Genomic DNA, 5,861 nt, shown 5'->3' with positions numbered 1-5,861 from the left:
TATCTGAAAGTGAAATTCTTTGGATCCACGAACGGGAGATTAAAGTATTATTTATCATAGTACTGAACGTATAACTTTTCTAAAAATAGCGCATATATGAGTTGATTCAAAACGTATGTGATTCGGACTTTGGCTCTGTGATTAAAAACCGCAATCAAGAGCTATTAGACAGTTTTGGATCTCACCTCAGAAAGCTTCGTAAACATAGGGGAATGAGTCAGGAGGAGCTTGCTTATGAGGCTGACATTCCTATAAGCCAGGTGGGCAGAATAGAACGAGGTGAGATTAATGTGACAATTAGTACTTTATACCTGATAGCCAAAGCTATGAATATGGAATTGAAAGATTTAGTCAATTTTAGATAGATTACAATCACATTATTTTACATTTTATGTGCAAAACACTCCCTAAGATCCATTAAAATAGGAGACAAGTAAGAGTGGATTCCTTTACGCCATAGGTAATTCGGGTGATAAGTTCGATAAGCATTCTTTAATACGGAGTTCGATATTTTGCTTAGTTGCCTAGTCCCAAACTTGGAAATTACAACTGATTCAAATTCTCCAAGAAACTTTCGTATTTCAGAGTCGTAATTAGGGCCGGTAAAAAAGATAAATAAATCTGGCTTTAATATTTTAATTTCCTCTCTTGTAACGTCAAATAGAGTATCCGTTAAACTGTGAGTGGCATATGGATACCCTTTCTCGCACTTACCTACTTTTACTATATTATTCCATATCCAAGAAAATTGAATATTAGGATACTCAGATTTTAAATTTGACTTAAATCGCTTAATTCCATTCCAAAATGAACCACCATATTTAAAGCAATTTCCACTAAGGAAAAAACTTTTATAGCATTCTAGAACCGGCTGGATTTCACCACAAAATACACCCCTATTTATTTCAGAGAGCCAGCTATTAGTCTCCTGCCCAAAGATCATAATCTTCATGTCCGCTTTCTCATAATTGTTGTCTACTTGAATTAGAAGGGGATTAGTAGCTTTGTCCCTATAACCGAGCAGTGAATTTTTCTGCCGAAGTGGTTCAACTAATTTCCCATATGCATTTTTATACAATTGTTTTAGCTGTTGGTTGATCATCATGTTCATTGTTTGACCTTAAATTAATTAACCCTCAATTGCACTGGAGGCAATAGGTAAAATTGATCACTTCAATTGTCATTTAGATAGATATATCCTAAATAATTATATTATTAATTATAAATTAAATCTGATATAAATTAATTTAAAGGTCTGCTCTTAAAATTTAGTGCCCTTAAATGAAATTCAACGAAGACTCAAGAGTTAAAATACCGACCATACTTCATCTTACCAGGCTGGGATACACTTATTTATCTTTGAAAGGTCAGTCGTGGGATCCTTCTACTAACATCTTTACTGATATTTTTCAAAAGGCCATTGCAGAAATCAATCCCGATTTAGACCCTGGCGATATACCTCGATATTATGATGAGCTTTCGCTAGACCTGGAAAATGAAGATCTGGGTAGAGTATTTTATCGTAAGCTCATCGATCGAAACACCCCTCGACTCATTGACTTTGAAAATTTCAATAATAACAGCTTCCATGTTGTCACTGAGTTGCCTTGTATTAAAGATGATGAGGAGTTTAGACCCGACATTAGCATTCTTATTAATGGTATGCCACTGGTCTTTATTGAGGTGAAAAAACCTAATAATCTCGATGGTATTCAGGCTGAACACAAGCGGATTGCACGAAGGTTTGCCAATAAGAAATTTAGAAAGTTCATTAACCTGACACAGCTCATGATCTTCTCCAATAACATGGAGTATGATGATGAAGCACTTCAACCTTTTCAGGGAGCTTTTTATTCCAGTACGGCTTACGGGAAACCGGTCTTTAACTATTTTAGAGAAGATGATACATTTAATCTTGATGAAGTACTAAGTGATCTGGATCCCAAAACTGAAGACTTTGTTTTAAGAGATACCAACTATGTAGGTATCAAAAGCACAGATGAATTTAAAACCAATAAGGATCCTGACACGCCTACGAATCGCATTTGTACTTCTCTATTGCAAAAGGAGAGGTTAGCTTTTATTCTTCAATATGCTATCACTTATGTAGAAGAAGATCTGGGCAAATTGGAAAAGCACATCATGCGCTATCCACAGCTTTTTGCCACGAAAGCGATAGAAAAGAGCCTTAATGAAGGCATCAAGAAAGGAATTATTTGGCACACCCAGGGATCGGGTAAAACTGCCCTCGCTTACTATAACGTGCGCTACCTTACCGATTATTTTCAAAAGCAAAAAGTCATTCCCAAATTCTATTTTATTGTAGATAGGATTGATCTTGCTGAGCAAGCTTCAAGAGAATTCAGGCACAGGGATTTGATTGTGCATGTGATTAATTCTCGAGATCAGTTTGTAAAGGACATTAAGAGTACCACTGTACTGCACAATGCTTCCGGTAGACCTGAAATTACAGTAGTCAACATACAGAAATTTAAAGAAGACAAAGACGTTTTAAGGAATACCGATTACAACGTCAATATACAGAGAGTCTACTTTTTAGATGAAGTGCATAGAAGCTATAATCCAAAAGGAAGTTTTCTGGCCAACCTGAAAGAATCGGATAAGAACGCCATTAAAATTGGTTTGACAGGTACACCACTCATTGGCGATAATCTGAAGTCGAGAGATCTGTTTGGCGATTACATACACAAATACTATTACAACAAATCCATTGCCGATGGCTATACACTACGCCTAATTCGAGAAGAAATTGAAACTAGTTATAAGCTGGCATTGCAGAAGGCATTAGATGAAATTGAGGTACTGAAAGGGGACGCAGATCGTAAATTCATCTATGCCCATCATAAGTTTGTAGAACCCATGCTCGATTATATCATCATGGATTTTGAAAGGGCTAGAATGACTCAGAATGATGCCTCTATTGGCGGCATGGTAATTTGTGATTCATCTGACCAGGCCAAGAAGATGTATGAAATCTTCCAAAGCAATTACGCTGAACAGGAAAGGAATTTGCCTTTGGCTGCTGATGATCCTGTTTCTTATGGAAAGGAAAAAAGAGAAAGCTACCGGGTTAAAAATGCCGCGCTGATTCTACATGACATTGGTACCAAGCAGGAGCGTAAAGACCTCGTGAAGGATTACAAGGCAGGTAAGATCGATTTCTTATTTGTATACAATATGCTATTGACCGGTTTTGATGCCAAACGCTTAAAGAAACTTTATCTGGGTCGTGTGATCAAGGCCCACAACCTATTGCAAGCACTAACACGTGTAAACAGGACATACAAAAACTATCGCTATGGCTATGTTGTAGATTTTGCTGACATTAAAAAAGAGTTTGATAAAACGAATCAGGCCTATTTCAACGAGCTGCAGTCTGAGCTTGGAGATGAGATGGAGAGCTATTCCAAGCTTTTCAAAACGCAGGAAGAGATCAATGAAGAGATACAGGAGATTAAAGAAGTACTCTTCCACTTCGACACTATTAATGCAGAAAACTTCTCCAAACAAATCTCCCAGATTAATGATCGCACTGAGATGTTGAAAATCACTCGTGCTTTGAACAATGCCAAAAGCTTGTACAATCTAATTCGACTATCTGGGAATTATGACCTTTTAGAAAAGCTTGATTTCCAAAAACTCACAGTTCTTTCGCGTGAAGCAAATAATCGCCTTGCCAATATCAACATCAAAGAAACGCTGGAGAAAGGAGATGAAACACGCAATCTGCTGAATGTAGCTTTAGAAGATATCATTTTTTCTTTTGCGAAAATAAGTGAAGAAGAAATGGTATTGGCCGATGAATATAAAGAGCTCTTGAGAAAGACACGAGAAGCTTTAAATGGTAACTTTGACGGTGCAGATCCAGTGTTTATTTCTTTGAAGGAAGAGTTGGAGCGGTTGTTTAAAAAGAAAAATCTCAATGAGATTACGAAAGAGGACATGGAAGAAAATATGAAAGAACTAAATTCTATCCATGCAAGAGCCAAAGAGTTGGAGCGAAAAAATCATTTGCTAAGGGCTAAGTATGCTAATGATGAGAAATATGCTCGTCTGCATAAACGTCTGATGGAAAAAGACCCATTAACTGATAATGATTTGAAACTTTTTGAAGCTTTACAGTCATTGAAGGAAAAGGCAGATGAGCAGGTATTGAATAACGCTAACATGCTCAATAATGAAAGCTATGTGGAAAAAATGATGATGCGTCTTGTAATAGAGGAGCTAAAAAACCACCATAAGCTCGATTTGGATATGAATAGAACAAAGAGAATAAACGCCTTATTGGTGAAGGAATATTTAAATGAATATCGAGGGAGTGCAGCATGAGTACAATAGAATTTGAAAAGAAAACCAAAGAGCTGATAGACGGGCTTAAAAGCGTCTGCGCTAATCACGGTTTGGGAAATGATGGTAACGAGTTTAAAATCATCACCCAGGTATTTTTGTACAAATTTCTTAACGACAAGTTCGTTTATGAAATTAAAAAACTGGACGAAGACATTGCCAAAGCAGAGAATTGGGAGGAAGCGCTTAAGGCGAAAAATGAAGAAGAATACGAGTTTCTGATGGCACAGTTGGATGAAAGCACAGCACGTATTAGCCCAAATCATTTTATTTCTTCACTCTTTGAACGACAGAATGAGGCTGACTTTGCACAGATTTTTGATGACACTTTACTGGACATAGCCAAGGAAAACAGTGACCTGTTTTCGGTATTGACTAACAGCGGAGAAAAGGTGGTGCTTTTCGAAAATATCAGCAAATATGTAACGGATAATCGCAATGAATTTTGCCGGGCGATTGTAAATAAACTTACCAACTTTAGCTTTGAGCACATTTTTCATGAGAAGTTTGACTTCTATGCCACCATCTTTGAGTACCTGATCAAAGACTATAACACCAACAGTGGGGGTAAGTATGCCGAGTACTTCACACCTCATGCGGTAGCCAAGATCATGGCCAGGTGTTTGGTGCAGGAAGATGTGAGCAATGTAAAATGTTATGATCCTTCTGCGGGTTCGGGATCCCTATTAATGAATTTGGCTCACCAGATTGGCCCGGACAGATGCACCATTTACTCACAGGATATTTCGCAGAAATCTTCTAACCTTTTGCGACTCAACCTGATTCTTAATGATCTCGTACATTCTATTCCCAACATTGTGCAGGGTAATACAATATCAAACCCTTATCATTTAAGTAGAGGTAATGAGACTTTTGATTACATCGTTTCCAATCCGCCTTTTAAGCTGGATTTTTCTGATTACAGGGACGACCTGGATATAGATGCCAATAACGAACGCTTCTTTGCCGGTATACCCAATGTGCCTAAAAAGAAAAAAGAGTCGATGGCAATCTACTTACTTTTCATCCAGCATATTATGCATTCACTAAACACAAAGGGCAAAGCCGCTATTGTAGTGCCTACAGGCTTCATCACGGCACAAAGTGGGATAGACAAGAAAATACGAGAGAAGTTGGTGAAAGAAAAGATGCTTGCCGGGGTCGTGAGCATGCCAAGTAATATTTTTGCTTCTACAGGTACCAATGTTTCTATCTTGTTTATTGATAAAGAGAATAAAGAAGAAGTAGTATTGGTCGATGCCTCCGGATTGGGCGAGAAAATAAAAGTGGATGATAAGAATCAGCGGACAGTGCTATCAACCGAGGAAGAAGACAGAATAATTGAGACCTTTAACAAGAAGGAGCCAGTGGATGACTTCTCTGTGGTGGTAAGCTATGACGAGATTGAAGCAAAGAACTACTCACTAAGTGCGGGACAATATTTTGAGGTGAAGATTGAATACGTTGATATCACTGAGGACGAATTTTTACAA

General features: G+C 37.7%; 4 protein-coding genes. 3 read left to right on the top strand and 1 reads right to left on the bottom strand.

Annotated features, from left to right (window positions below):
- Nucleotides 1-137 precede the first annotated feature (137 nt).
- Nucleotides 138-365: a helix-turn-helix domain-containing protein gene (locus E1176_RS21240; protein WP_343030516.1), complete on the top strand. Its 228-nt coding sequence runs from the start codon at nucleotides 138-140 to the stop codon at nucleotides 363-365.
- Nucleotides 366-382: 17 nt separating this feature from the next.
- Here E1176_RS21240 and E1176_RS07615 read toward each other — a convergent pair whose 3' ends face one another.
- Entirely contained in the window at nucleotides 383-1,105 is a 723-nt protein-coding gene (locus E1176_RS07615; RefSeq protein ID WP_155210013.1) for a hypothetical protein, read from the bottom strand.
- A 176-nt stretch (nucleotides 1,106-1,281) separates the two neighbouring features.
- Between E1176_RS07615 and E1176_RS07610 the strand changes: the two genes are divergently transcribed.
- Complete coding sequence (locus tag E1176_RS07610; RefSeq protein ID WP_155210012.1) at nucleotides 1,282-4,350, top strand: type I restriction endonuclease subunit R; 3,069 nt, start codon at nucleotides 1,282-1,284, stop codon at nucleotides 4,348-4,350.
- Nucleotides 4,347-5,861: HsdM family class I SAM-dependent methyltransferase (locus tag E1176_RS07605; RefSeq protein ID WP_155210010.1), on the top strand; the 1,515-nt coding region annotated here is incomplete at its 3' end. The genes E1176_RS07610 and E1176_RS07605, both read left to right, overlap by 4 nt.

The organism is Fulvivirga aurantia, assembly GCF_009711475.1.
GTDB classification, from domain to species: Bacteria; Bacteroidota; Bacteroidia; order Cytophagales; family Cyclobacteriaceae; genus Fulvivirga; species Fulvivirga aurantia.
The sequence above is the reverse complement of the archived record's forward strand: the minus strand, read 5'-3'. Positions and strand labels throughout refer to the sequence as shown.